Origin of the sequence: Gimesia chilikensis, assembly GCF_008329715.1 — a bacterium.
In the GTDB taxonomy this organism is placed as follows: domain Bacteria; phylum Planctomycetota; class Planctomycetia; order Planctomycetales; family Planctomycetaceae; genus Gimesia; species Gimesia chilikensis.
Map to the genome: position 1 here is coordinate 42,541 of NZ_VTSR01000012.1, position 21,541 is coordinate 64,081.

The following is a 21,541-nucleotide window of genomic DNA, read 5'->3' on the forward strand; positions in this document are numbered from 1 at the left end:
CTGTGAATCTCATTTTTATATCTAAGAAAGAAACAAGGCAATATCAGACTTTCTTCTGCTCATATTTCTTACCCGATTCCATCCACTGAGAGTACAGCCTGTTTACTCCTGCTGACCAGGACTCAAAAATCCTCTTTCATTTCCACCCAGAAAGACTCTTCCATGTCCATTGCTTCGCTGCAATTCGAGACATCCTGTTCGATCAAAAACAAAGCACTCGGACTCCGCGAACCATCGGGGCTCACCATCGATCCAGAAGGATCCTTATGGACCGTCTGTGATCGCTCCCGTAGACTCTTTCAACTCGATTCCAACGGTCAGATCCTCTCGACGCGGGAGGTCGACAACAAAGGTCTCGAGGGCATCACCTTCGATTCCCGGGGGCACATCCTGGTCGTCGACGAAGATGCCGGCAAGATCCTGAAGTACGATCCCGCCACGGGAAAGGAAATCGCAGACCGCCGGTTGAAGGACATGCAGGGCTTCGCTGCCGTCTCCCTCTGTTTCGGAGAGTCCGACAACAATGGACTGGAAGGCATTACCCATGACCCTCTACGTTCCGAAATCCTGCTGCTCAAGGAAGCCGATCCGGGACTGCTGATCGCCGTCAGCGATGATCTGCAGCGCATCGTCACCGTCGATCACCTGGACGAAAGCCGGGGATTCGTCGACGAGGAACTCGACTCTGAAGCCATCGATTTCTCGGGCATCTGTTATGACCGCGTCCGCGATCTCTGCTGGATTGTCAGCGATCAGGCCGGACAGGTCTTCATTTACGATCGGCACAGCGGCAGGGTCACCCAGCGTTTCCCCTTCGAGGCTGCAGGAAAAACGGTACGCAAAGCCGAAGGAGTCACCCTGGATCGCGAGTCAAAGTATCTCTACATCGTCTGCGATCAAGATGCAGAACTGGCCCGGTTCCGGATTGTCGATTGAAGTCGGGCGGGTCAGATCCTGTTTACTTCGAGCCTGACAAAAACCAAGTGTTCATGACAGAACCCAAGCCGAAATCTCACTTGGCCTTGTAACATGTTTTATACGTTAAGGTTAAAGAAGTGGTATTCGCGGAATACTTAAAGTGGCTCAAATCGGCTCTCCTCCTGATAAAGCTTGAAGTCGGACGAAAATCAGTTAAAATATCATTGATGTGTAAGGCGTTTCCGATTCAACACGCCTCACGCTACCAGCCGATACTATTCCAGACTGCCTGCCACGACCTGCTGATCCGTGAAAACGCGTTTCGCTGCTCGAAGAGATGGAGAGCCTCACTCCCGCGACGCGTCGAGATCACAGTTGAACCACCGGATTGTTTTCTGAAAGATCGACTATGCTCAATCGTAGACAAATGATGCAAACCCTGGCCGCCGGTGCCGGTGCCGCCTTCGGACTGCCCCTCCTGCCCGAACGTCTGCTCGCCATGCCGACCAGTAAAGACACTCCCAAGCGGATTGTCTTCTTCATGCAGAACCAGGGATTCGATCCGGCGACCTGTATTCCCGAAGGGATGAAACGCAGCGGCTCACTGGCGAAGGTCAAACTCCCTGAACCGATCAGCCCGCTGGAACCGTATAAAGATCGTCTGCATATCATCAACGGTCTGCACGGCATTCACACCAGTCCTTCGCACAGTGCCTTCTTCGGTGCGCTGGGCGGTTATCGCGGTAGTGACGGCGTACCGCCGAGTGCGTCGACCATCGATTACGAGTTGAGCAAAATCCTGCCGCAGACTCTGCTGCCGCATCTCTGTATCGGCATGGACTCCATCGAGAACATGCGGACCAAGCCGACCATCGCGACGCTCTCTGCCAGTGGCGCCGGTCAGCCGATCTTCATGCACTCCAATCCGAATCACCTGTATCAGATGCTGTATGGCGGCATCTCCACCGGCGACATTCGACGTCAGCACGAAGCCCGTTCCAATATCTTTAATCAGATCGAACAGCTGGCCGCAGCGAAAGGCAATGCACTGCCCGTTGCTGACCAGCAACGGTATGGTCAGTTCGTCGACGGTTTCAAAGAAGTCAACGGCCTGCGCGATCGTCTCGATTCGGTTGCCGGTCACTTGAGCAAATTCGCACCCAAAGTCGACGGTCGTTATACCAGCCCCGAGCACGAAACCGACTGGCACGATGTGCTGCTGGATCTGGGCATTTCGTCCCTCACGTCAGGCATCACTAACACGCTGACCATCGGTTCGGGCCGCGGCGAGATCTTCGGTGCCTGGAAAGGGCTGGGCATTGAACAGCAGGGCCACAACCTCGGTCACATGGAACAGCCGGGCAATCCGATCTGGATTAAGATTCGTCAATACAACAGCCGCATGCTGGTGCGGATCATCGAAGCCCTCGAATCGATCCCCGAAGGGAGTGGCACGATGATGGATCACACACTCATCGTTTACACCAGCAACAACGCCGACAAACAGCACACCAGTGGTGCCAACTGGCCGGTGATGCTGCTGGGCAATTTCGACGGTGCCTTCAAGACCGGCTGCTTCACCCAGCTGGACGGCAAACGGCCGATCAACTCGCTGTATGCAACACTGCTGGAAGCCGCCGGCGTTCCCTGTGAGCACTTCAACATGAATGAGAAGCTGGCCCGCAAGTTCGATTCCGGTTCCGGCCCGCTGCAGGAACTGCTGGCATGATCGGGTTTCGTCTCGTCGCCGCTCTTTCAGTGCTGTTAAGTCTGCTCGCTGTCACTCACGGCGAGACGTACACACCCGGGCAGAAGGTTTCCAAAGACTACCAGAGTTTTGCGAAAACCTTTCTGAAAACCCACTGTGTCGACTGTCATGGCGCGACCGATCCGGAAGGGAATCTTTCGCTGCATGATCTCGGTCCCGTGGATGAAGTCAACGCGGCGACCTGGCGGAGTGTCTGGGCACAGGTCACGCTGAAAGAGATGCCGCCGCGGGACATGACTCAGCCGAACGTCATCGAACGGCTGCAGTTCTCGGACTGGATTGTCGGCGAACTGACAAACGCGATGAAGGACAAGGGGGGCTTCCACGATCACCTGGATCCGAACAAAGCCAACTATGTCGACCATGAGCTACTCTTCGGCCCGCTGCCGGAAAACATCAATCTCGTCCCGACCGCGTCCCCGGCACGACTCTGGCGGTTAACGCCTCAAGAGCATATGACGCGTCTGAATGAACTGATCAATAAAGAGCCCGAATACGATCCGAACAAGCCGGGACTGCGGACGCACGGCGATGACGTTCCCACCAATCACGGAGGCGAACTGAAACTTTATTTCGGAGTCGATCGCATTATCAAATGGCAGGGCGGCACGGTGGCGTATGCGACCGCAGTCAAAAGCGTCCCCGCCATTCTGTCTTCGGCTCGCACACACGGGCTGGAAAACTATCCCGACTTCTACACCGTCAACAGTGCAGAAGCGACACAGATCCTGAGCATGGCGGCGGATATCTTGCGGTATATGGCATACGGTCCGTTGAGTATCGCCAAGCCGTACCAGATCAGCGATGATCCGCGTCCCGTCATGAAAAAATGGAATGGGGATATTCGCGGGCTGCCGACGAGCATCGTTTACAGCACGAAAGTCATGCGACCGCTGACACCCGTTTATGATCTGATGGAGCAGGAAGGGACCACCGATGCCAGCCTGCAGGCCGCTATCAGTTATCTGTTCGAAATGCTGACCTTCCGCCCGCCGACCCCGAAAGAGTCTGATCAGTATTTGGCCATAGTGAAACAGTCGATCGATAAACTCGGTAAGAAAGATGGCGTCGTCCTGGGGTTGTCAGCTTTGTTTCTCGATCGCGATGCCCTCTTCCGCCCCGAACTGGCCGCCGCCGGTCAACCCGATCAATACGGTCGCGTGATGCTGCAGGACTGGGAACTGGGACTGGCCGTGAATCACGCCCTGCGCTACATCAAACCTGACGCAGAGCTGCGGGCCGCGATTGTCGAAGGCCGCATGCGGACCCGCGCGGATGTCAAACGCGAAGTCGAACGGATGCTGGCAGACGACACTGTCCGCAAACCGCGAGTCCTGCGTTTCTTCCGCGATTACTTTGACTACGACCTGGGCGGTTACATCTGCAAAGATGCTAAAGCACTCGCAGATACAGGAGTGAGCAACCGGGGGCAGGCTCATTATCGGGCCATGTTCGATTCAACGGCCAGTACAGATCGTCTGATCGAACTGATCCTGAAAGATGATCGCGATGTCTTCCAGCGTCTGTTGACGACGAACCAGGTCGTCGCGACCAAAGCAGATGAAATCTATTTTGGTGAGCGACGAACCCGCAAGGAAGAGATCGCCGCCCGCAAAGCGGCGCAGGAGCAGGCGGCAAAAGAAGCGGCCAAAACCGGAAAGGAACCCAGCAAGGCCGACAAGCGAAAAGCCGCGCAGGTCAACCATAAAGTCACACCGACGAAGCTCACAGGACCGGAGATCTTCGCCCGCGTCAGTCGTCGCAGTTTTGGTACAGGCTCGATGGAACCGGAACGAATCCTGGCAAAAATACCTGAAGATCAGCGTCTGGGCATCCTGACGCATCCCAGCTGGCTCGTTTCGCATTCCGATGCGATGGACAATCACGCGATTCGTCGCGGCCGCTGGATTCGCGAACGGCTACTGGGCGGCGGCATTCCCGATGTGCCGATCACCGTCGATGCCATGCTGCCCGATGAACCGGATAAGACACTTCGCGAACGGATGCGGGTGACCCGCGAAGAATACTGCTGGACCTGCCACAAGAAAATGGATCCGCTGGGCCTGCCCTTCGAGATGTATAATCACGCAGGCCTGTATCGCGAGACCGAACTCGAAAAACCGGTCGACACCACCGGCGCAATCATCGATTCCGGCGACCCCAAACTGGATGGCGAAGTCGCCAACGCGATCGAACTCATCGAAAAAATCGCCGCCAGCGAGCGGGCCGAGCAGGTCTTTGTCCGCCACGCATTTCGGTTCTGGATGGGTCGCAACGAAACGTTGAACGATGCCCCGGTGCTGCAGGCAGCCCATCGCGCCTACAAAGAGAACGGCGGCAGCATGAATGCACTCATCGTCTCCCTGCTGACATCAGACGCCTTTCTCTACCGCACCCGCAATGACGCCGCGCTGGTGGAATCTGACTGAGCCGATATCGCGTTCGGAAAACAGGATCATTACCTTCACGGCTGCCACAGTGCTTTGCCGCGGTAGCGGGTGCCGATGGGGTATCGTTCGCTGGGGACCGCAGCGGTCTCCATGATCTGTGCGATTCGCTGAACGACCTCGGGATGCTTTTCCGCGACGTCCGTCGTTTCTCCCAGATCCTGATTCAAATCATAGAGCGCTATCGCTGCCTGCTGGCCGTGACGTATTCCTTTCCAGTGCTTCCAGCGCACCGCCTGATCGTAGCGGGCCCTGCAGTGACCGTAGTCCCAGTATAGAAAGTCATGTTTCTCAGGCAACGGTTTTCCCTGAAGCGTCTGCACGAGGGAGACGCCGTCGACGTTCTCAGGAACCGGGGCACCCGCCAGTTCCGCAAATGTGGGCAGCATGTCCTGGAAGGCGATGACTTCAGCATTGACGGTGTCTGCAGGAACGACGCCGGGCCAGTGGGCAATCAGCGGCACGCAGATGCCTCCCTCGGTGAGATCCCGTTTGAAACCCCGTAACGGTCCATTTGTCTTGAATCGCGCGGGGACACCTTTATGACCGCCATTATCGCTGGTGAAGATGATCAGCGTCCGCTTGCGTAGCTGGAGCTCATCGACCAGGCGCATGATTCGCCCCACATCGCGATCGAGTCGATGGACCATCGCGGCGTATTTTTTCGATTTGGCATCCCAGTCCCGGTCGGAGTAAGGTTCGGTCGAAGGGACTGCCAGTCCGTGCGGATCTTCCTCTTTCGCGGAGAAGTGGGGCACGGTATAAGCCGCATACAGGAAGAAGGGCTCCGCAGCCGAGGCACGAATGAATTTCAAAGCGCGATCGGTCAGCAGATCATGACTGTATTGCTGACGCGATTCACGGTTCCCCGTCAGTTCCAGGCGGCCTTCGTTGTCGTCCAGGTACTCGGTGAAATAATAGTGCGCATGATCCTGGTTCAGGTAGCCGAACCACATATCGAATCCCTGGTTCGTAGCCCGACCAACCGTGCCTGCATCGCCGAGCGACCATTTTCCCACGCCGCCACAGCGGTACCCCACTTTTTTCAGGACCTCGGCGACAGTCACATCGTCCGCCTGCAGGTAGGTTGGATAGTGGGGGATGTTATCCCGCGCGGGCGTATGACCGTTGTGCAGCCCGGTCATCAAAACGGCCCTTGAAGCCGTGCAAACCGAGGCTCCCGCGTAAGCCTGTGTGAACCGCATTCCCTGGGCGGCCAGCTGATCGATGTGCGGCGTCTTTATCAGTTTCTGTCCGTAGCAACCCAGATCACCATATCCCAGATCGTCGGCCATGATGAAAATGATATTCGGACGCTGCTGCTCTGCCGCCTGTACCGTAGTCGGCACACTCAACAGACAGACCATCAGCCAGAACAGGGCTGAGGCAAACGGGAATCGCAGTCCGCCGCTGGTATTAGTTTTTAAGTTTTTGAGCGCTCGAATCGACATCCGCTTCCCATCCCTTCAAAGCCTGGTTCATTTTGTTAACGATTTCCGGATGCGCCGCTGCCTGGTTCTGCTGTTCGCCGAGATCCGTTTCCAGATTGAACAGTTCGCGGCGTTGATTGGTGACGCACAGTTTCCACTTCCCGCTGCGCACCGCGCTGCGATTTCCCATCCGCCAGAACAGACTACGATCAGCCAGCTTCTGTTCGCCCTGCCAGAGCGGTGCGAGATCGACGCCATCGGTCTGGTAATCCGCCTCTGGTATCCCCGCGATACTGGCGAAGGTCGGGAGCAGATCAATGGAATGCGCGGTCTGGTCCGTGACGCCGGCGCGAATGGTGCCCGGCCACGACATCAGACAGGGCACGCGATGCCCGCCTTCGTACAGCGTCCCCTTCTGACCGCGGAGGGGACCGTTGCTGGAGATGTGCTGAAACTGTTTTCCATAGTTGAGATAACCGCCGTTATCTGAAGAGAAAATGACGAGCGTGTTCTTTTCCAGTTGCAGGCGCTGGAGCGCGGCCATAATTTGTCCCACACTCTGGTCCAGCGATTCAATCATTGCCCACGTATGCGGACTGACATTTCCCGGCTCGGGAATGATGCCCCATTTGTCCGCGTGGTAAGACTGTCCCGCTTGCCGATGCGGCGGATCGTTCGGTCCCTGCCAGGGAAAATGAATCGCCAGATGAGGCACATAGAGGAAGAAGGGCCGCTCTCGATTGGCTTCGATAAACTCCACGCTGTACCTGCTCAACAGGTCGGCGGTGTAACCTTTTTCCATCTGGATCGCATTGTTGTGCCACCAGTCCTCATTGCCCGAACGATCGACGTGCGTGTGATGATCGCCGTCTCCCGAGGCCAGACCGCGAAACACATCAAAACCCTGACTGGTGGGCAGCCAGGGCGGCTGGTAACCCAGGTGCCACTTTCCGAAACAGGCGGTCGCGTAACCACGCTGTTTGAGCAGCTCGGCCATCGTCAGTGCCTGATGGGGGAGACCGATGTCGCGATCTGCTTTGCCTGACAGGGCCCCTTCAAACTCGGTACCAAATCGCTGTTGATACTGCCCGGTGAGCATCGCGGCCCGGGTCGGCGTGCACATGGCGCCGGCGGAATGGAAGTCGGTAAATTTCAAACCACCCGCAGCCAGGCGATCGATGTGAGGCGTCTGAACGTGTTTGTTTCCATAACAGGCCAGGTCACCGTAGCCGAGATCGTCGGCCAGGATCAACACAATATTCGGCGGTTGTTGCTCGGCAGCCTGCGAAACCAGGCAGGTCAACACACAACATACCGCGATCAACAGAAACATAAGAAGAGAGCGCATGACGTCTTAGATTCCAACGAAACAGCAGGGAGTGAATTCAATATCCGTGCTCTTCACTATAGCGGCAGTCCCTCGTCAATCACAACTTAAAACCGTGACAGCGGGGCAGGGCTGCATCTGACATGGTTTACTGCCACTCTCAGGGTAGAATCGCAAACACGCGTGCCGGGAAGCCTGAGCCTCCTTTAGGTTTGGGGAACGTGACCACCGCCAGGGCTCCCGATTCGGGCAGTTCATCCAGATTCGTTAACAGCTCAATCTGATAATGATTCTGGCTCAGGATGTAGGTCTCCAGGGAATAGTCGTCCTGCGAAGTGGCGACGCCGGGATCGGTGTCGGTGGTTTCATGACCCGAAGCGGTGATGCCACGCTCTTCGTAGAGATACTCCAACACCTCCCGGCTCCAACCCGGATAATGGGCGATGCCGGCCTTGTCTCTGTTGTGCATGGCAGTATCATCGGGCCAGCGTTTTGACCAGTCGGTCCGCATCACGGCAAATGCGTTTTTGGGGACTGGTCCATGCTTCGCCTCCCACTGGCGGACATCGTCCATCGTAATCGTGTAATCAGGATTCTGTTCTACCGCCTGATGAACGTCAAACAGCACCAGCGGCATAATCATTTCCTTGACCTCGATCTGATCCAGCGTGCGGCCCCCTTTCACAAAATGCGCGGGGGGATCGGCGTGCGTCCCCCATTGACCAACGTGACAATACATCTGCGCGAAGAATCCGGTGCCCAGTGTGTCAGGCTGTTTGTCATACCAGAAGATGGTCTTCACCGTTTCATTGGGAAAGCCGGGCCAGTGCGGAATCCCCGGCTCAAAGGCATGCGTCAGATCGACGAACTTCTTCTGCTGCAGCACCTCATACGCCTGCGTCAGAGTGATCTCTGCCACCGCGTCTGCCTCTGGAGCGACAGCCTTCTCTCCGCAACCAGAGAGACACAGGGGCAGATAAAACAAGATCACCAGTTGAGACAGATAATAAAAGCAGGAGATTCTCATGAGTTTGGTTTCCCGTTACAAATCAGAGAGTGTTCAACTCTTCGATTGTCCGGAATGACTCCACACGCCACAAGCACTTTTATCAAATCAAGTCACCCGGGAACTCAAACAGGCCTTTAGTGATTTAGACAGCGTTTCGGATTCTTTGGTATGGACTCCGATTACTCATAAGGGGTTTCTTTCCAACGATTAAATTCAGTACACTGAATAATCATTGAATCCAGACTACCATTCATCTTTCTGGCCACAACAGGGGATCTCGCATGCTCATCAACCTGAATGTCACCCGGTATTTCGCTGTCATCTGCTGCCTGTTCCTCTTGTACTGCGAACAATCAGTCCAGGCAGCCGACCAGAGTGACAACATTACGCGACTGTCAGAAATCCTGCCTGATAAGCCATGGTCCGAACGACGAAAAGAGATCCTACGACGCTGGCTGGAACTGCTGGGACCTTTTCCTGAAAAAGTACTCCCGCTCGAAAGCAAGTTGGAACAGGTAGAACAGAAAGATGGTCTGACTCGTTATCATGTCAGCTTTCAGACCGAAGCAGATGACAGGGTCACCGGCTGGCTGCTGGTTCCGGATGCGGCAAAGAAAAAACCGACTCCCGCGATCATCTGTATTCACAGCACAACCTGGGGCTCAGGAAAAGATGCCACCATTGGTCTTTCGGGACGCCGTCGCGTCGATCCACCACGCGATCCGCAGGTGGGAGCCGCCTATGGACTGACACTAGCCCAACATGGCTTTGTCACACTGAGCATCGACTTGCTGACCGATGGCGAACGCATCGATCCCCGGCATCGAGTGATGGATACCCGGCCGTTTTACCAAAAGCACCCGGAATGGTCGATCGTCGGCAAGAATACCTGGGATATTATGCGCAGCGTCGATTTTCTGCAAACGCTGGACTTTGTCGACCATGGGCAGATCGGTTGTACGGGCTGGTCACTGGGGGGACACACGGCCCTCTTTGCGGCGGCCTTTGATGAGCGGATTACAGCCACCGTCAGTAACGGCGGTGTTCTGGACTGGTGGCGACAGACGGCGGCGTGGTCCCGCGAACCATCCAGTTGGACTCCCTGGCGCAAGGGCATTGATGAGCCCACGAGCAGTAAAAAACTGGAACGCCGATTTGGTTTCAAAACCAATAGTGGACCTTATGTCTACATCAAAAACTTTCGCCCGTACATTGACGATCCTTCCAGGCAGATTCCGATCGACTTTGACAGCCTGATGGCCCTGGTCGCGCCGCGTCCCCTGCTGATCATCTCGACGGAACACGAATTCTATCGGCACCGATTCTTCCCCAAAGCACAACAGACACTGGAAATCTACGCCAACTGGAAAGATGCAGACGGCCTGCCCAGCGTCCTCAAAGCCAGACAGGAGCGACGGGGATATGCGGAGACGCTCGAATACTATGGAACGCAGCACCTGATGAAGCCGGAAAAAATTGAGCGGCAGCTGGGAGAATTCGGAGCAGGGGACTGCTTCAGCTGGTTTTCATTTCCGGGTGGTCACAGCTTTCCCGGTGTCGCCCGCAGGATGACCTTCGCCTGGTTTGATCGCTGGCTGGGTCGGACCCTGTATTGAAACAGGGAGAGACAGATCAGGTTGGTGAAATGTATCTCAATCCTTCGCAGGTCTTACTTTGTCCCATAATTCCAGCAGTAGAAAGTACGGGACTGCGATGATCATAGAGAACAACAGTAACAGCAGCATGACCGGCGCGAGCAAAAGACTCAGGCAGACACTAAGTGTCTCCATCAGCTTTCCAGGTGGTTGATAGACCCTTGTGTCATCCAGCTCACTCTCGTACTGAATTGCATCCTCGTAGAGAAAGACGACGTACTCAATGTACTCCTGCAGGCTGTCTGCCTGGGGCAGGGGGTTCCCCTCTACATCCTCGGGATATTCGCCGAGATGTGGTCCGCCCATATAGACGGGAGTGGCAGGGGACCGGGTATCGATCGCGTACAAGTCTCCATTCCCATTTTCGCCGATGACGAAATAGTGGGGCGGAAAAAACATGCGCACGTACTCTGCCTGGTCCACATTCATCCGGATCAGTGATTCGTGGTTATGAGTGAGCAGCTCCAGTTCTTCGACGCCGAGTGTCGCCGCCAGGTCTAACAACCGTTGCGGATAATTTAGCAACAACTCCCGATAAGCGGCCGGCAATATACAGCCGGTCGCGGTTTCCAGTTCCTGGATTTCGGTTTCGGTCATGCGGTGAGCTCGAAGAACGTAATGCGATTTCACATGTCTCTGGTAAAGAAAACCAGTGGCATGCGCATGAGGGAACGGGTATAAACAATTTGCTGCTCCGCCTATTCTAACATTCACTCCAGCAGGATCGAAATTATCGGCATGGATATTTCTTTGGGTGACATTTTATTTCCCACAGTGAATCCGCCAGCCACGGAAGCACAGATCCCTGCTTTTGAAAGATGACTTTCGAAATACGACCAGCGAATTTCGCTGAGGTTCCCGGCAAAGTGATTGAAGGCAATGCTCACCTTGAGGTTACGAGCCCCCTGATACGTTACAATGAAGTACTCAAGGTCTGCAGACAGGAACACTGAGATGTCAACAGAGACTCCCCCCGTCAAACCCAGTCGTCTTCACCAGCTCTCAGGAGTGGTGAGCCTGGGGGTTCTGTTTGCCCTCTCATACTGGGTGATGGGCTACATCATGGTATCGCCTTACAACGCCCATGACTACCTGCTGCGAATCGTCTTTTCAGCACTTCCGCTGGGAGTGCCGGTCCTGCTCTATCAATGGGTTACCATCCGCCGCGCCGAACCGGCGGTCATGCTCTGGGGTGCTTACGCGGGAGGCTGGCTGCTGTTACTCTTACAGGGACAGTACGGGAATAATTATGTCACCGTTCTACTATTGATGTTATTTATCGGCTGTTCTTTCGTGGTCTTTCTCGTTGCGACATTCCTATTGAGCGCAGACATCCGAGACCGCCGCTTCCAGGGTACCACGCTGCTGGCGAACCTGGTAATCCTGTTCGCCAGCGGCCAGGTCCTGGTAGAGATCATGTTTAACCCCATCGTGATCTGACAGTCGGTTCTACAGTTCTACCGTCAGCGCCCGACGTACGTCATCACCCAGAACCGGACGGTCAAAGTCCTCCTTGTCGATGTATGCTGTCGCCAGCAGCAGCCACTCAAGCATATAAGGCATTCCGCCTCCACAGCTCATCCCGCCGCCATCGCCGCCTCTGCGGAAACCAGGCTCGTGAATCGCTTCCCACTGCCAGGGATTATTCGCGATGGTGAGACCAAAGGCATTGGGTCGGCTTTGCAGCCAGCCCCGGTCTTCTGAAGGGCTCCAGTCCATCGGGGCGTCCTCTCCCCAGCGATAGAGGGTTCTCACACCCGCGCCGCAGGCATATTCCCATTCATCCGAGATCGGCAATCTGAAGCCCTGGGATGCCAGCTGGGCGCGCGCTCTGGCATGATGTGGAAATGGTTCAGACTCATCAACAGAAACGCCTTTGAGCTTCTGATCTATCAGTTGTTTTATTTTTGTTTCCAGTAGAAACGCATCCAGGGAAACGTCACGAGGCGGCGTCATGATTTCTTCGAGGTAGTCATCGAAGGACATCGGCGTCTCGAATTCTTCCAGTGCTATTTCCCATAGTTCCGCCTGTTCTGCTGTGAGCGGAAAGGGGCGTTCCCACTCATAGCCGAGCCGAACCGTGTCTCCCGGAATGAGTACGAATTCGGAGTTGTCATAATTGAAAACCGCCAGCGAATTTTCCTGTTCGCCGTATTGAAAGGTTCTGATGCCCGAAAAAGCAAAGGGAACAGGCAGTGATCTGCGCACCGCGAGAGCCAGATCAACCCGCTCTGAGTTGGTGAGTCTGTTCCATGTTTCGCGATGAATGGTCATGAAGTCCCGCCGTTGCTCACCGCGTCTGCGTTCTGATTTTCGCCTGTCCGTCGACGAAGCGGGTATTCCAGAAACAGACCGACTACAGCCAGGCATAGAAGTAACGGATAGGTCCAGCCCAGGTGCACACCGAGCAGGATCCGAAAGAAGGAAAGTCCATCGACATACAGATACGAACAATATAATACCGCAGCAAAGATCAGAAAGGAAAACCAGACCACGGACTGCCTGATTTTACCGGGAGACCAGCAGATCAGCCCCAAAGCAATCAGGGCGGCACACAGATTCGAAAACGCAAAGATCCGCAGGTCGGCAATCAGCGCCGCCAGCGTCTGATCGTAATACGCCCGGATCTTCTCCTTGGTCTCGCTGACTTTTCGGAGCAGGGGATTCAATCGCTGCGGAGCCGGCGGCAGTTTTTTCTGACGCGTCAGATCGGAAACATAGGCAGCAGGATCGTTGCGGTATTCCTGGATCTGCTGATTGATGACGGCTTCCTGATCGTCGTTCAACAGTTTTTTGATCAGCGGCGAACGCATGCCCTCTTCCACCGCATCAACCAGGGGTAGGGAGTAGGCAATCGTCTTTTCCGTCACGAACTGACGCGCCAGCCCTTCCAGGTGCTGCTGCCCCACAAAAGTGTAGATCAGGAACCCCACAAAGAACACCGCCACGAAGACATTGAGACCCAGTGTGAGCTGTCGCATGAGGTTGCCTGCCTCTTTGGTTTCTTTGAGCGCTACCATTCTGATTATTGCGGCGGAGCGTTGTCCGGCACCAGTTCCAGGTTGATAATCCGTTCGCGGGGAATCAGCAGCGGTGCATCCAGGCTGTCGATTCGTTTGAATTCCACCCAGTCCTCGAACACGACCACCCGTCCAATCGGTTTAAGCGGTTTTGATAGATCCCGTTTCCTGGCACTGGAAAACCCTGTGACATTATCCAGGCCTTTCTGCCACTGAATCGAGCTGACGCCACCCCGATAAATGACCGTATGCTCTGACGACGCTCGATCGGAATAGTACGCGGCTCCTGCGCCGACCAGCAAAATCATCAAGCCAGCCAGAACGGATAGATATTCCAGTTTTTTATTCATGGCAGCGCTCCTTTCAATACGGAATTGTTGTTTTTCTCGGACAGGTTAGCAGCGACAACAGTAGCGAATCACTCGCCGTGATATCCTTGCCACATCCAGAGCAGGGTGTCGGCCAGGGTCTGTTCGAAGACCTTGCGGTCGCAGTGCCGGGTCCCCTTGCTGAAGACGTAGCGATAATCGTAACCTTTAGCCTTGAGGGCCTCGGCCGTCCGTTCGTTGGCCATCACCCAGTTGTGGTACGTCTCTTCCGGATCGTCGGCCCGGAGGTCGTTTTCTGCCACGTGTGTGAAGATCCGTAGCGGCTTTTTGTCGCTGTTTTCAATCAGCTTCATGCTCGAATGATATTCCCACGCGCCCAGGGGATACTCTGCTTCCTGGGGTGCGTCGTCGTCCTGCTGATCGACGAAGGTACCGGAATAGGTAATCAGGCGGCGGAACAGATCGGGTCGGAACCAGCCCATCGTCAACGCCGCCGCACCGCCGGAACTGCAGCCCATCGTGGCCTTCCCCCAGGGATTGTCGGTAAACGCGATGTGCGGATACGCGGCGCGGATCTGCTTGTTCTTCAGCACGGCCGGCAGGACTTCGTCATTGATAAACCGGGCGTAACGATCGGACATCGTATCGTACTCCAGGCCGCGTTCGCTCCCTTTACCGTCGTTACCGCCATTCTGGACTGCAATCACAATAAACGCAGGCAGCCGCTGTGCCGGATCTTTCGAGATCGTCAGATTGTCCAGGGCATTACAGACCAGGTCCATCCGGCTCGGTCCGTCCTGCAGAACCAGAATCGGTGCCTTGGTTCCATCTTTATAGGCTGCGGGAACATAGACAAAGATCTTGCGGGTTTTTCGCACCTCTTTTTTCGGGTCGAGCGTCTCGTCGGTGCCGGGAAAGATTTTACTCTCCGCCAAAGGCATCTCAAACTCGAAGCGCTTCCCCTTGGGATTGCCCCGATCTGTGAGTCTCGGATCGATCTTGTAGTTGGGGCCGATAACATAGCTGCCGTTCCCTTTCGTACCCGGCTGCTCGGTATATTTTTCAGCTGCAGCCAAGAATGAAGTCGTCAGTCCGATGACAGCAAAGGCGAAAGCAAAACAGATGAGACGCGCGGACAGCCTGGATTGATTGAGCATTATTGATTCCAAGGATTACAGGGGGAATAGTTTAAAGTGAATGAGATGACTCAAACATGAGACTACTCGATCTTTTGCTGACTTTCAATTTTCGCGCTGGAAATGGCAGGCAGGCCCCTGAAAGGTGTATCATTGAAAAGAATTACTCATGAGGACTCTGACTGACATGTACTATCGAATTTTAACAGCACCGCCGGGCTATCCTCCCGATCAGAATTTCATGCTCGTTCAATATCGAAGTCTCGAATATGCCAATTGCGGGGCAATAAAGAACAGAAACGGTACAGAGTTTTTTGAGACCATTGAGGAAGCGCGACAGTATTTACCAGTGACTGCCAGGAAGCTGCCTTTTGAGCCCGAACACCAGTTTCTGGAACTCTGGGAGGAATGAACGAGAATGGGCTTCTTTAGCAAACTACTCAAGTGGTTTCAGCCTGAAGAGTATGAGGATGCCGACCTGGGCCGACTGATCTCAGTTGGCAGTGGGGACTGGGACGGCTCCTGGACGCTGGAACCGGGAGGAAAAGTGGTTCCGTTTTCGATCACAGTCCGACCGGAGTCCATTCCCGGCGATCAGCGCACTTTCATGCTGCAAGTAAAAGACCGCTTCATCGAAATCGAACAGGAACTGGCGCGAACCATGTTCCGGGGGATTGACCCCCGCAACGATGGTTCCACCCCCGAAGAAGTCTTCTCCCACATGCAACTCGATACGATCTATTTTGTCCACCTGGAACGATCACCGCGGGAATGGCAAATCTGGTATGTGAACGACCTGGATCCCGCCGGCCATGCGATTGGCGTGGAAATGAAAGACTGGCACTATGATGGTTATTCAATGAACGGCTGACCGTTCCAGACATCTGCCTGCGGACAACAGACTAATTTTCCAGATGAGTCTTCCGAAGCCTGATACAGCCTGCTCTAATGCAGTCACTCTCATGATTTGAATTCAGCCCTTTTTTACAGGTCGATCAATATGAAGTTTTTATCTCAGTTCCTCTGCCTAACGGTCATGCTGCTCATGAGCTTTGTCCCGTTCTCTCCTGTGTGGAGTGATTCGGACACCCAGGCGGCGCGTCTGTCCGTGAAAACCGTTCGTCCCGAAATCCGCTCGCAAACGAAAACCGGGCAGGTTCGCGAACTGATTAAGCCAGCCGCGATGACACATGAGATCGGCGTTGGCTACGTGGCCCGCCTCAAAATTCCGCATGAAGCTGACAGTAAATCGCGGTCCACCTGCATCCTGCTGGAAGATGGCCAACCCCTGCCGCATCCCCACGCGCTGCATAAGCTGATCCGCGAGACAGGGAAAGGGCACTATAGTCACTGGACACCGACGACGCTCTATTTTTCCACCAGCGACTCTTCCGATCCCCGCACCAATGGACGCAAATATGAACTGGTCTGCCCGGAAACCTATACCGAAAAGTCGACGCAATTCGTACTGACCGATGCTGACTCGCTGATCTCATTTCCCGATATCCCCGGCAAACGTGTGCAACCCGTCAAGCTGGTCTGGGAAAACCGGGATCCACAACAAAGCATCCAGCTGAACTGGATACGCCAGGGGGCCCCCGATCTCTCCAGCCAGCAGGCGATGCTCGCCAGCATTCTCAAACCGGGGATGACGGACGAAGAGAAATCGCTGGCGATCTGGAAATTCCTGGTCGACTGGCGGTATCACTTCTATCCGGCAGAACCGGGAGATGAAGTACACGACCCCGTGAAGTTTCTCAATGTTTACGGCTACGGATTCTGTGATGACTGTGCCTCGAACTTTGCGGTCCTGGCCCGCAAAGCAGGTGTGCGAAGTCGAACATGGGGGCTCTCAGGACACGTTGTTGCGGAAGCTTTCTATGACGGCAAGTGGCACATGTTCGATCCCGATCATGAAGTCTTTTATCGCAATGATCAGGGAGTGATCGCGAGTGTTGAGGAACTGGCACAGCACCCTGAACTGATTACAAAAACGCCCCTGGATCCGATCGGCAGTCCCTCGCAGGCAATTGCCCGGCTCTACACGACGACCGACGACAATCAGCCCTCCGAGCGGAAACCGGCAATTCGAGATTCGAATCTGGCTCCCACTCTGGAACCCGGTGACCGCCTCGAGTTTGACTACATCGCTGCGGAATATATTCATCGACGCAACATGCCGAACGAGGAACAGCCCCCCGTCGCCGGGAACGGCACTCTGAAACGCAGCATCACAAAGCTGAAGTCGTTAAAACAGCCGCATCCCCACCAGCGGGACTGGCACTTCACCTGGCCCTATGTGCTGCTGAAAGGGGCGCTGGAACTCAAGCTCGCACCGGATCAGTCGGCTCCCACAATCTCCGTCTCCTCAAACGGGACTTCCTGGACACCTCTGGAGACGACCCTCAAAGCGGAGAAACTCACGGTTTCCCTCGATGCCTGGATCAAGCAACAACCCACTGCAGTCTATGGGTTCTATCTTCGCTGCGAAAACACGAACGGCGACGACCCTGCGGCGTCAGTCGCGCAGCTGAACTCCGAATTCCTGTTCCAGTTCGCCCCCCGCGCACTGGCACACATGCAAAACACGAACAATCACTTCGAGATGAAATTATCTCCTCCACTACCAGTCAACAGTCAAGGTCTGGCTGTGCAGCTGGAGTGGAAAGTGGTTGAGTGAGTTTCGCGGTTCAATTCGTATAAGGCACCGTCCCGGTTTTCGGGTCCACCTGGTAACCGAATTTTTCAATGTACTGACTCCCCTGCAGAAACTCGTCCTTCTGAGCGGCCAGTTTCTTGTTGAGCAGCGCATCGAGCTTTGCCTGGATCGGGGCTGCTTCCGGATCGTTGCATAGATTTTTCAGCTGATACGGGTCTGCTTCGTTGTCGTACAATAACCAGGGTCCACTGAGATCGCGGACATACGTGTAGCGGGTCGTTCTCAAGCCGCGGTATTCCTTTCCACCCCGGCTCCGCTGCCATTCACCAAAGGGAGAAGGGCAGGTGATGACCGTCGCCCCATCTGAAGGATTTTTCCCGCCTCGCAGGTAGCCGCTATAATCCAGCCCTTCCACGGTGTCGGGAATCGAAACTTGACAGAGCCCCAGCAGGGTGGGCATCAGGTCTTCGGAATTGATGGGGGAATCGACGGTGCGACCTTGCGCGTGCTCCGCGCCATTCAACCGGAACAGCATCGGCACCCGCAGCGATTCGTCCCACGGTTTCTGCTTGCGGATCTGCCCGTGTGAACGCAGCATGTCGCCGTGGTCAGAGGTGAAGACGACGATCGTGTTTTCATCAATGCCGGTCTCTTTGAGTGTCGCCAGCAGATCGCTGACACAATCATCCAACGCCGAACAATGAGCAAAGTAGCCGGCGAGTTCTTTTTGCGCAGTTGCCTGCTGATCTTGAGGCACATTGGGACGCACTTTGATCTTCTCCGGCTCATACATGCTCTGGTATTCGGGCGGTGCGGTGTGATACGGATTATGTGGCGAGCCGTACGACATCACCAGCAGAAACGGTTGCCCCTTCTGGGACTGGTCCCGAATGAACTGCCGGGCCACGCGCGTCTGGGCAAACGCGTCGTAACCTTCCCAGGTCTGCCGCTGAGGAGAGTCGCCGTAGTAAAACGAACGGTTGTAGTTGTGCGTGCATTCCAGAGCCCGCCAGAACTCAAAGCCCTGTCGACGTTCCGGCGGCGTGAACGCAGAGCGGCCGCGACCATCCAGATGCCACTTCCCGATGAATCCGGTCTCATAGCCGGCGTTGTCCAGCACTTCAGCGATCGTCACCGCTTTCGCAGGCAGTTGCACATCGTTCAGAAACACGCCATGCGTCAACGGACGCTGGCCGGTCATCAGCGAGCCCCGGAAGGGACAACAAACCGGACAGCCGGAAACCGCATTCTGAAAATTAACACTCTGTCGGGCCAACGCATCAATATTCGGCGTCTTCACCTGCTCGTTGCCCGCGTAGCCCAGGGACTGTGCCCGCCACTGGTCGGTCAGGATAAACAAAATGTTCGGCTGCTTAGTTTCAGCCTGAACCCGACCGGGGATCATCACAAAACAGAGTAATAGACAAACGGAAATGCGAGCCAGCATGGTGAGCGTCCTTAGCAATGTTGTCGTGTTCGAATTCCCGACACGACCGGTCTCATAGTATAGGAATGGAAGTTTTCAATTATCTATTAGAGACGACACCGATTGCAACGCAAATGATGCGAATGACACAGGAAAAGAACCGGTGAAGAATATTAAAGGTTGTTAAGAGCTGCTTTTTCCAGTTGGCTTTCTGCGCCTCTTCCTGTTCTCTGTACCAGTCTCTCGCTATTCTAATGTGATTAAGCACCGGGTGGAGTTGCGGTGCTGCAAGACTGATCAGACAAGCTGCAGGATACGAACATGAGCGAATTACCGAATTGCCCGGAATGTGCTGGGGAATATACCTACGAAGACAGAGGCCTGCTGGTTTGTCCGTCATGCGGCCACGAATGGAATCCGGAGGGTGTGGCTGCGGAGGAAACGACTGGCCCCGTCGTGCGGGACGCTAACGGCAACATCCTGCAAAATGGGGATTCCGTCACCGTCGTCAAAGACCTTAAAGTGAAGGGCTCTTCGTCGGTCGTCAAGGTGGGAACGAAGGTCAAGAACATCCGCCTGGTCGAAGGAGATCACGACATCGACTGCAAAATTCCAGGGATTGGTTCAATGGGATTGAAATCCGAATTCGTGAAGAAAGCCTGACCCGCTTCGTGAGGTGCACCATGAGCGTTGCAGACTTACAATACATCCTCGGAATGATTGGCACAGTTGCCTTTGCGGTAACGGGCGTGCTGGCAGTCTCGCCGCGCGGCATCGATTTCTTTGGTGCCTGTGTGCTGGGGCTGATCACCGCGATCGGCGGCGGTACCATTCGTGATGTGATCCTGGGCGTGCCGGTCATCTGGGCTGCAGACCTGAATTACATCTGGGTTGCATTGGGAGCGAGCTTTCTGGCATTCCTCACAAACCGGCATATGACGCGCAAAGAGATCTTCAAAACCATGCTCTACCTCGATGCGCTGGGAGTCTCGATGTTTGCGATCCAGGCAGCACAGAAAGTCATGTGGATCGACTTCGGCATGCCTATCGCCCCGGTCCTGCTGGGAGTGTTGACCGCGATCGGAGGCGGCCTGCTCCGCGATGTTCTCGCAGGACAGCCCACACTGTTAATGCGGCGAGAGATCTATGCTATTCCGGTCACACTTGGCTGTATCCTGTTTGTCGCGCTGGTCACCTGGCTGCCCCAACATGCCGTCCTGATCGGCGTCGGCTGCTCTGCCTTGATCATGAGTCTGCGGAGCGCCGTGATCCACTGGGACCTGCACGTCCCGCTCTGGCTGACCATTCAATCGAAAGAGAATGCGATGCATTCGAAGCAGGACTCAGACAGCCCCCCTGCCAATTAATCACAGCTCGAGTTCAATCTGAAGCTTCCGGTTATCCAGCCAGAGCTGCTCGATCCACGTCAGGCTCTCCATGACTGTGATGCGCGGGTTACCCATCGCGGCCTGCCAGTGTTCCGGGTCGGGCAGCATGAGAAAATAGTTGTTGATCGTATTCAGCATCATCATGTCGGCGACCGTTGCCAGCTGATCGCGGTCGAGCGTAAATTCCTCGCGATAGCCCTCTACCAGTTTGGCCAGCACATGGCCGGCCAGTTCAGGCGTCGCGCCAGGCACGCGGAGGCTGGGATAATAATAGTAAATGAACAGCAGGACGGCTAAATCCATCGTCCGCCAGCCGTAACAACCCAGATCAAAATCGATGATCTGCACATCACCGTTCTCAACCAGAAAATTTCCCGCATGCAAGTCCCGGTGCACCAGTCCATAGTGTCCTGCAGGTGTAGAACGGCCCCGCCAGTCAGCGTAATACCCGCGCATCGCCTCGACGACCTCGGGGTGAAAATAGTCGGGCAGCGGATCCGGAAACTGTCCGAGTCTGATTTCATGCCACGAGAGACGATCGTGGTCGGTCGGGAGCTGTAATTCATCCGAAGCCCGATGGATGCGACCAATCTCCCGTCCCAGTTTCAGAAAGAGTTCCTCATTCCACTGGGCGTCGGTCGCCGGGTCGAGTTGTCGGCCTCCGAAACGTTTAAAACAGCAGACATGCATCGTACCCGCGTCGACTTCAATCGATTCCAGCAGTTCCCCGCCACGCGAAGGGATCGGCGTCGTAACCGTACATCCATGAGAGATCAGATGCTCCAGCCAGAGCAGTTCTCCCAGCACTTCGCCCCGTTTCCGGAGATTGCCGTCACTGATCCGGATAATGACCGGCGCACTGTCGATAAACTCGGTAGCAAAGACGTGGTTCACCCCATCGCGGACTAATTCTGTCTTCTCAGGCACCAGTCCCCAGTGATCAATGCACTGAGTCAGCGCGTTATAATAAGGCAGCGAATCGTCTACCAGCAAATGATTGGGATCCACGAACGGCTCCTGAAATAAACC

The 21,541-nt window shown here is 55.2% G+C and carries 20 protein-coding genes; 10 read left to right on the top strand and 10 right to left on the bottom strand.

The features are described 5' to 3' along the window. Window positions 1-162: 162 nt before the first annotated feature. The 3 genes from FYZ48_RS17090 to FYZ48_RS17100 all read left to right on the top strand — a co-directional run bounded on the left by FYZ48_RS17090 (window position 163) and on the right by FYZ48_RS17100 (window position 5,115). Window positions 163-936, top strand: coding sequence for an SdiA-regulated domain-containing protein (locus FYZ48_RS17090; RefSeq protein ID WP_149342513.1), 774 nt, complete (start codon window positions 163-165; stop codon window positions 934-936). 391 nt (window positions 937-1,327) lie between these two features. Next, window positions 1,328-2,647 (top strand): DUF1552 domain-containing protein, encoded by a 1,320-nt coding sequence (locus FYZ48_RS17095; RefSeq protein ID WP_149342517.1) that lies wholly within the window; start codon window positions 1,328-1,330, stop codon window positions 2,645-2,647. After that, a complete protein-coding gene (locus tag FYZ48_RS17100) occupies window positions 2,644-5,115 on the top strand; it encodes a DUF1588 domain-containing protein (RefSeq protein ID WP_149342520.1) in 2,472 nt (823 codons plus the stop codon). The genes FYZ48_RS17095 and FYZ48_RS17100 overlap by 4 nt, the downstream gene beginning before the upstream one ends. Before the next feature lie 35 nt (window positions 5,116-5,150). On the opposite strand, the gene FYZ48_RS17105 is transcribed toward FYZ48_RS17100, so the two are convergent. The 3 genes from FYZ48_RS17105 to FYZ48_RS17115 form a co-directional block, all read right to left on the bottom strand. Beyond that, window positions 5,151-6,584 carry an arylsulfatase gene (locus tag FYZ48_RS17105; RefSeq protein ID WP_198422237.1) on the bottom strand — a complete coding sequence of 478 codons (1,434 nt, stop codon included), beginning with the start codon at window positions 6,582-6,584 and terminating at the stop codon, window positions 5,151-5,153. Then, the gene (locus FYZ48_RS17110) at window positions 6,550-7,911 is read right to left on the bottom strand and encodes a sulfatase (RefSeq protein WP_149342524.1); all 1,362 of its coding nucleotides are present in this window, start codon (window positions 7,909-7,911) and stop codon (window positions 6,550-6,552) included. Before FYZ48_RS17110 ends, FYZ48_RS17105 begins: the two co-directional genes overlap by 35 nt. 139 nt (window positions 7,912-8,050) lie before the next feature. Continuing rightward, window positions 8,051-8,917: a cyclase family protein gene (locus tag FYZ48_RS17115; RefSeq protein ID WP_149342528.1), complete on the bottom strand. Its 867-nt coding sequence runs from the start codon at window positions 8,915-8,917 to the stop codon at window positions 8,051-8,053. 263 nt (window positions 8,918-9,180) lie between these two features. Here FYZ48_RS17115 and FYZ48_RS17120 point away from each other — a divergent pair, with 263 nt between their 5' ends. Continuing rightward, window positions 9,181-10,515, top strand: a complete 1,335-nt coding sequence (locus tag FYZ48_RS17120; protein ID WP_149342531.1) for a glucuronyl esterase domain-containing protein — start codon at window positions 9,181-9,183, stop codon at window positions 10,513-10,515. Window positions 10,516-10,551: 36 nt separating this feature from the next. Here FYZ48_RS17120 and FYZ48_RS17125 read toward each other — a convergent pair whose 3' ends face one another. After that, the gene (locus FYZ48_RS17125; protein WP_149342535.1) at window positions 10,552-11,151 is read right to left on the bottom strand and encodes an SMI1/KNR4 family protein; all 600 of its coding nucleotides are present in this window, start codon (window positions 11,149-11,151) and stop codon (window positions 10,552-10,554) included. A 357-nt stretch (window positions 11,152-11,508) separates the two neighbouring features. Between FYZ48_RS17125 and FYZ48_RS17130 the strand changes: the two genes are divergently transcribed. Further along, entirely contained in the window at window positions 11,509-11,994 is a 486-nt protein-coding gene (locus tag FYZ48_RS17130) for a hypothetical protein (protein ID WP_149342538.1), read from the top strand. Window positions 11,995-12,003: 9 nt separating this feature from the next. On the opposite strand, the gene FYZ48_RS17135 is transcribed toward FYZ48_RS17130, so the two are convergent. From FYZ48_RS17135 to FYZ48_RS17150, 4 genes are all read right to left on the bottom strand, one after another. After that, window positions 12,004-12,828 (bottom strand): SUMF1/EgtB/PvdO family nonheme iron enzyme, encoded by an 825-nt coding sequence (locus tag FYZ48_RS17135; protein WP_187782083.1) that lies wholly within the window; start codon window positions 12,826-12,828, stop codon window positions 12,004-12,006. Next, a complete protein-coding gene (locus tag FYZ48_RS17140) occupies window positions 12,825-13,574 on the bottom strand; it encodes a hypothetical protein (RefSeq protein ID WP_149342543.1) in 750 nt (249 codons plus the stop codon). The genes FYZ48_RS17135 and FYZ48_RS17140 overlap by 4 nt, the downstream gene beginning before the upstream one ends. Before the next feature lie 5 nt (window positions 13,575-13,579). Then, complete coding sequence (locus tag FYZ48_RS17145) at window positions 13,580-13,924, bottom strand: hypothetical protein (RefSeq protein ID WP_149342546.1); 345 nt, start codon at window positions 13,922-13,924, stop codon at window positions 13,580-13,582. A 68-nt stretch (window positions 13,925-13,992) separates the two neighbouring features. Further along, window positions 13,993-15,060, bottom strand: a complete 1,068-nt coding sequence (locus FYZ48_RS17150; RefSeq protein ID WP_149342548.1) for an alpha/beta hydrolase — start codon at window positions 15,058-15,060, stop codon at window positions 13,993-13,995. Window positions 15,061-15,208: 148 nt separating this feature from the next. On the opposite strand from FYZ48_RS17150, the gene FYZ48_RS17155 reads away from it, so the two are divergent. The 3 genes from FYZ48_RS17155 to FYZ48_RS17165 all read left to right on the top strand — a co-directional run bounded on the left by FYZ48_RS17155 (window position 15,209) and on the right by FYZ48_RS17165 (window position 17,719). Beyond that, the gene (locus FYZ48_RS17155) at window positions 15,209-15,451 is read left to right on the top strand and encodes a hypothetical protein (protein WP_149342550.1); all 243 of its coding nucleotides are present in this window, start codon (window positions 15,209-15,211) and stop codon (window positions 15,449-15,451) included. Between the two features lie 6 nt (window positions 15,452-15,457). Next, a complete protein-coding gene (locus FYZ48_RS17160; protein ID WP_149342552.1) occupies window positions 15,458-15,910 on the top strand; it encodes a hypothetical protein in 453 nt (150 codons plus the stop codon). Between the two features lie 129 nt (window positions 15,911-16,039). Next, window positions 16,040-17,719 (top strand): transglutaminase-like domain-containing protein, encoded by a 1,680-nt coding sequence (locus tag FYZ48_RS17165; RefSeq protein ID WP_149342554.1) that lies wholly within the window; start codon window positions 16,040-16,042, stop codon window positions 17,717-17,719. Window positions 17,720-17,729: 10 nt separating this feature from the next. Here FYZ48_RS17165 and FYZ48_RS17170 read toward each other — a convergent pair whose 3' ends face one another. Beyond that, window positions 17,730-19,145 carry a sulfatase family protein gene (locus tag FYZ48_RS17170; protein WP_149342556.1) on the bottom strand — a complete coding sequence of 472 codons (1,416 nt, stop codon included), beginning with the start codon at window positions 19,143-19,145 and terminating at the stop codon, window positions 17,730-17,732. Between the two features lie 300 nt (window positions 19,146-19,445). Here FYZ48_RS17170 and FYZ48_RS17175 point away from each other — a divergent pair, with 300 nt between their 5' ends. Together FYZ48_RS17175 and FYZ48_RS17180 are read left to right on the top strand one after the other, a co-directional pair. After that, a complete protein-coding gene (locus tag FYZ48_RS17175; protein ID WP_149342558.1) occupies window positions 19,446-19,787 on the top strand; it encodes a zinc ribbon domain-containing protein YjdM in 342 nt (113 codons plus the stop codon). 20 nt (window positions 19,788-19,807) lie between these two features. Then, complete coding sequence (locus FYZ48_RS17180; protein WP_149342560.1) at window positions 19,808-20,491, top strand: trimeric intracellular cation channel family protein; 684 nt, start codon at window positions 19,808-19,810, stop codon at window positions 20,489-20,491. On the opposite strand, the gene FYZ48_RS17185 is transcribed toward FYZ48_RS17180, so the two are convergent. Beyond that, window positions 20,492-21,520 (bottom strand): phosphotransferase enzyme family protein, encoded by a 1,029-nt coding sequence (locus FYZ48_RS17185; RefSeq protein ID WP_187782084.1) that lies wholly within the window; start codon window positions 21,518-21,520, stop codon window positions 20,492-20,494. It abuts the gene before it with no gap. Window positions 21,521-21,541 lie beyond the last annotated feature (21 nt).